This window comes from Psychrobacillus sp., from assembly GCF_056205495.1.
This window is the reverse complement of the sequence record NZ_JBAEAP010000210.1, coordinates 1-5,497: the sequence shown is the minus strand read 5'-3', so window position 1 is coordinate 5,497 and position 5,497 is coordinate 1. Positions and strand designations below refer to the sequence as shown.

The 5,497-nt window shown below is 37.1% G+C and carries 5 protein-coding genes and 1 riboswitch; all 5 genes read left to right on the top strand.

What is annotated here, in order from left to right; all coding sequences use genetic code 11:
• Positions 1-373 precede the first annotated feature (373 nt).
• Positions 374-475: riboswitch (purine riboswitch) on the top strand.
• 129 nt (positions 476-604) lie between these two features.
• Positions 605-1,195, top strand: coding sequence for a xanthine phosphoribosyltransferase (locus AC06OU_RS06155; protein WP_169360714.1), 591 nt, complete (start codon positions 605-607; stop codon positions 1,193-1,195).
• Positions 1,188-2,471 carry a nucleobase:cation symporter-2 family protein gene (locus AC06OU_RS06150; RefSeq protein WP_475854660.1) on the top strand — a complete coding sequence of 428 codons (1,284 nt, stop codon included), beginning with the start codon at positions 1,188-1,190 and terminating at the stop codon, positions 2,469-2,471. Before AC06OU_RS06155 ends, AC06OU_RS06150 begins: the two co-directional genes overlap by 8 nt.
• A gap of 74 nt (positions 2,472-2,545) precedes the next feature.
• Positions 2,546-2,863 carry a YbjQ family protein gene (locus AC06OU_RS06145; RefSeq protein ID WP_169360716.1) on the top strand — a complete coding sequence of 106 codons (318 nt, stop codon included), beginning with the start codon at positions 2,546-2,548 and terminating at the stop codon, positions 2,861-2,863.
• Positions 2,864-3,014: 151 nt separating this feature from the next.
• Positions 3,015-4,304 (top strand): MDR family MFS transporter, encoded by a 1,290-nt coding sequence (locus AC06OU_RS06140; RefSeq protein WP_169360717.1) that lies wholly within the window; start codon positions 3,015-3,017, stop codon positions 4,302-4,304.
• Positions 4,305-4,738: 434 nt separating this feature from the next.
• On the top strand, positions 4,739-5,497 hold a 759-nt coding region (locus tag AC06OU_RS06135; RefSeq protein WP_475854657.1), incomplete at its 3' end, for an NUDIX hydrolase.

Genomic DNA, 5,497 nt, shown 5'->3' with positions numbered 1-5,497 from the left:
CCCCTAGGAGTCGCCGCCTTCACTCCGAACAACTAAAATTTCCTTTTATATTCACATAATTCTATAGAGGTTCAGGTAACAAAAGGGTATCTTCTGTTAAAATTTAAGCATTTTCCTACCAAATTCTAATGCGCACAAGTGTCTTACCTCTTCTTAAGCCCTTAGATAAATTTCTGACTATATTATTTCCAATTATACAAGTTATCTTTTCAAGGACATCGCTTCATGGTGTTCCTTTTTTTATGAGAAAGATTATAAGAAGAACCGAAGAAAGGATACACGCCTGTAATAATAGCGATTATGAACAGAATTTTAAGAATGATTGAACTTTTTTATACATTATTGTAAAAGAATAATACCGTGCTATAATGAGAGCAATCAAATTTCGTATACTCGTATAATAGCAGGGATATGGCCTGCAAGTTTCTACCGACTTACCGTAAAGAAGTCGACTATGAGTGGCATGGTTAAATGATTGGGACACTTTGTGTACCATTTATTTTATTATTCGATTTATAACTCGAATGCCATTGCTCCACTCTTAGGGTGGGGCTTTGTCATTCGAGTTTTTTTGTATCCAAATATGAGGAAAGAAGGAATCCAAGTGAAGTTATTAAAGGATAAAATTGTAGAAGTAGGCAAGGTTTTATCAAAGGACGTTTTAAAGGTGGATGCTTTTTTAAATCATCAAATTGATCCTGTTGTGATTAAGGCTATTGGTGAAGAAATAGCCAATCGTTATAAGGAAGCGGGAATAACAAAAATCTTGACGATTGAGTCTTCTGGGATTGCACCTTCTATGTTTGCGGGCCTTGAACTTGGGGTTCCTGTTGTATTTGCGAGGAAAAGCAAATCTGTAACTCTGTCTGAAAACTTATTGACGTCACAGGTACATTCCTTTACAAAAAATATTACTAGCGATATTTCTGTCTCAAAAGATTTCCTGCAAGAAGGAGAAACTGTATTAATCATAGATGACTTCCTAGCAAATGGACAAGCTGTCCTTGGATTGCTTGAAATTATCGAGCAAGCAGGAGCTACTACAGCAGGTGTAGGGATTGTTATTGAAAAAGGTTTCCAGCCTGGTGGAAAATTGATTCGCGAAAAAGGTATTCGCGTAGAATCACTAGCTATTATTCAATCCTTGGAAGATGGCAAAGTAGAATTTTTAGAAGGTGCACCTACATATGAATAATATATTTAAAAACACCACACTTGGCTTACAGCACGTATTAGCAATGTATGCAGGAGCAGTTATTGTACCTCTTATAGTAGGAGGTGCTCTTGGGCTCAGCTCAGAGGAGTTAACCTATTTAGTTGCAATCGATATTTTAATGTCCGGAGTTGCAACTATTTTACAGGTAATGAGCAATAGATTTTTTGGGATTGGTTTACCAGTAGTTTTAGGATGTACATTTACAGCAGTGGGACCAATGATTGCAATCGGTGGGGATTATGGAATATCTGCAATATACGGAGCAATTATTGTTTCTGGTATTATTGTTATTTTAATCAGTGGTTTTTTTGGGAAGCTAGTTCGATTTTTCCCGCCAGTAGTAACCGGCTCAGTTGTTACTATTATTGGAATTACTCTAATCCCTGTTGCTATTAATAACATGGGTGGAGGACAAGGAGCAGAAGATTTCGGTTCTATTCAAAACGTATTATTGTCATTTGGTACGCTAATTTTTATCGTTTTATTATACAGATTTTCTACAGGGTTCGTAAAAGCTATTTCTATATTAATAGGTATTATTGGTGGAACGGTTGCTGCTTATTTTATGGGTATTTTAGATTTTACCGCTGTGAAAGAAGCAGACGTTTTTCATATGATTCAGCCTTTGTATTTTGGGATGCCTACATTTGAATGGTCTCCTATTCTTACGATGACTCTAGTAGCTATCGTTTCATTAGTAGAATCAACAGGGGTATATTTTGCCCTTGGAGATATGCTAGGGAAAAAAATAGAGAAGAAGGATTTAACAAAAGGTTACCGAGCTGAAGGAATTGCAGTGGTATTAGGTGGATTCTTTAACTCATTCCCATATACTACATTTTCACAAAATGTAGGGCTCATGCAGATTTCTGGAGTTAAAACACGCAAGGTTATTTATATTGCAGGAGGTATGCTAATATTTCTAGGGTTTATCCCAAAGATATCTTCACTTACTACAATCATTCCAGAGGCTGTTCTAGGCGGGGCAATGATTGCAATGTTTGGGATGATTATCTCACAAGGAATTAAAATGCTAAGCACTATTATTTCAGATTCTGATTCACCTGATAACGCTATGATCATTGCGTGCTCCATTGGTATAGGTCTAGGTGTAACGGTTGTTCCTGACTTATTCATATCCTTACCAGAGAGTGTCCGAATTTTAACAAGTAATGGTATTGTAGCGGGAAGCTTCACCGCAATCGTATTGAATATACTGTTCAATATGCTACCTACCAGAAAGAAAAAACAGTAGATTCAGAATAATAAATGCTTATAAACTGATAGTGTTGTATGATAAAGGTAACTACAATTATTGGAGGAATGTTTATGTTAGTAACTACAACACCTACCATTGAGGGAAAAACAATTGAAACATACCACGGCATCGTGTCTGGAGAAGCAATTATGGGAGCAAATGTTGTACGAGATCTTTTTGCCTCAGTTACAGATATAGTAGGAGGAAGAAGCTCTGCTTATGAAAATAAGCTATCTCAAGGCCGAGAAATAGCTATAGAGGATATGAAGACTCTTGCTAGTAAGCTTGGAGCTAATGCTGTAATTGGTGTAGATTTAGACTTTGAAACAATCCGTGAGGGCATGATGATGTGTGTAGCTACAGGTACTGCAGTTACATATAGGGACTGATTAGTTAAAGTCAAAAGTCGTAAACACAGCCTAGGGTTTACGACTTTTTTTGAGAGTTCTTTTTTTATACTATAGTACTATTTAAATAACTATTACGTAAGTCGAAATAATATATGGATTTGCAAGAATAATACTAGGTGAGGTCAACATCATGAGAATTAGAGATTGGAATCGTAGTTTACAGGTTCGTTTGTTTGGTGAATTTTTCAGTAATTTAAGCTTTTGGATGGTCTTTCCGTTTTTAGCTATATATTTTGCAGATGAATTCGGGGCTAGTATGGCAGGGGTATTGCTGGTCTTGTCCCAAGTGTTTTCTGTTGGAGCTAATTTAATCGGGGGTTATTGTGCGGACCGATTCGGTAGAAGGACGATGTTATTTTTCTCTGCAACCGCAGAAGGTTTTGCTTTTATTTTATTTGCCTTTGCTAATTCTCCTTGGTATGATTCACCAATGCTTAGCTTTGTTGCATTTACGATAGCGGGTATGTGTGGATCATTTTATCACCCTGCAAGTCAGGCAATTGTTGCTGATGTTGTGCCAGAAAAGGACAGAAGTACGGTGTTTTCTGTATTTTATACATCTATTAATATTTCGGTTGTCATTGGACCTATAGTGGGAGCTGTTTTATTCTTTAACCATCGTTTCTTATTGCTTCTAATATCAGGCGTTATCTTCTGTTTAGTAGGATTAGCACTACGTTTCCTAACAGAGGAAACATTACCAGATGAGGTAAAGCAGCAATTAAAAGAAAGTGGTGGAAACGGTTGGGTTCAAGTAGTTATTAATCAAATAAAAGCATATGGACTAATTGTTAAGGACAAAGTGTTTTTCCTATTTATCATTGCGGGAATCTTGCTAGCCCAGACATATATGCAGTTGGATATGCTAATTCCTGTCTATATGAAGGAAGCAATTGATGTTCAAGTTCTTGGTAACCTATTTGGTCGTGAATGGGCGGTAACTGGAGCAGGCTCCTTCGGTATACTTTTATCTGAAAACGGCTTATTAGTAGTTATTTTCACCGTGTTTGTCACTCGTTGGATGACGAAGTATCCGGAGCACAAAGTATTCTTCTTGTCGTCGCTCTTATATGCTATTGCCATGCTCATTTTCCCAATGACGGCTAACTTCTGGGTATTCGTGTTTGCTATGGCTGTATTTACTTTAGGAGAACTAGCAACAGTAGGTTTGCAGGAAAGCTTTGTATCTAAGCTAGCACCAGAGGATATGCGTGGACAGTACTTTGCGGCCGCTAGCTTAAGATATACTATAGGGAGAACGATAGCACCGCTTGTTCTGCCGCTTGTCACATGGGTTGGCTTCACGTGGACGTTTGTTCTACTTGCTGTTTTGGCATTACTCAGCGGATTTATCTATCTACTAACGTTTAAGGAATACTACAAAAGACAAAATAGTCTAGCGAAAAGTAGCGAATTATAACAACAGCCCCGACGTATCAGAGATACATCGGGGTAACTTTTATATTCTCCAATAAATTGGACAAGGGCTGATCTCCATTGGAGACCAGCCCTTGATTTGTATGAGGTAAAACATAATCTTTGAATTTTTAAATTTCATCCCGAATGTTCGGTGAATAATTTCCATGAAAGGTTTAAGCTTTCAATGCCGCGGTAAATTGTTCCACTGGTTGTCTTCTAACCTAAGCAACGTAAACCCTACCTTCTTTTACGTCCTTGCGACCCTATAATCGCTCCAGTGTGAATAAGTATGTTCAAAAACACGTTTGTAGAATGCCAAATTTCTTTTTTATGTTCTACCTAAATTGTTAACAACCTATAATATATCATATTTTTTATTGAAGGTCAATAGATTTATGATAAACTATTCTAAACAATGACAAGGCTGGTGGGAAAATGGAAGTATGGGATACGTTTAATCATTACAGAGAGAAAACAGGAAAAACTCATATCCGTGGAGAAGAAATGGAAGAGGGGGTCTTTCATGAAGTTGTCCATGTTTGGATCATGAATGATGAAGGACAGCTTTTAATACAAAAACGTCAGGCTTGGAAAACAGGCTGGCCAAATATGTGGGATTGTGCCGCTGCAGGCTCTGTATTGGCAGGAGAGACCTCAGAAATGGCTGCGGTCCGTGAAACAAAGGAAGAGCTGGGAATTGATATAAATATGGAGCAGGCAGAGGTTTTATTCACAGTTAAATTCTTACGAGGCTTCGATGATAATTATTTAATAAAACAAAATGTAGAGAAAGAGGATTTAAAGCTTCAATATGAAGAAGTGGCAGATGCTAAATGGGTAACGATTCAGGAAATAAAAGAAATGGTGAAGCGTGGAGAGTTTATTGCTTATCATATATTAGATAATGTATTTGACATAATAGCATCAGAAATTAGCCTAAGAAAAGCGACAATAGAAGATGCGCAAGAGCTATATGAAATTCAAAAGCAAGTTTTTCTACCTCTATATACAAAATATGAGGATCACCAAACGACTCCAGTATTACAAACCTTTGAACGATTTCAAGAGCGCTTGCATCAAGGCATCTTCTATAAAATTATAGTAGACGATGAATTAGCAGGTAGTGTACATGTTTACAAAAAATCATCGCAAACAATGCGTTTGCATATGATCAATATATTAGAAAGCTTTCAA

Excerpts from the sequence above, each read along its gene's own strand:
- AC06OU_RS06145 (WP_169360716.1), top strand. The coding sequence starts at position 2,546 with ATGTTAGTAACTACAACACCTACCATTGAGGGAAAAACAATTGAAACA.
- AC06OU_RS06150 (WP_475854660.1), top strand. The coding sequence starts at position 1,188 with ATGAATAATATATTTAAAAACACCACACTTGGCTTACAGCACGTATTA.
- AC06OU_RS06140 (WP_169360717.1), top strand. The coding sequence starts at position 3,015 with ATGAGAATTAGAGATTGGAATCGTAGTTTACAGGTTCGTTTGTTTGGT.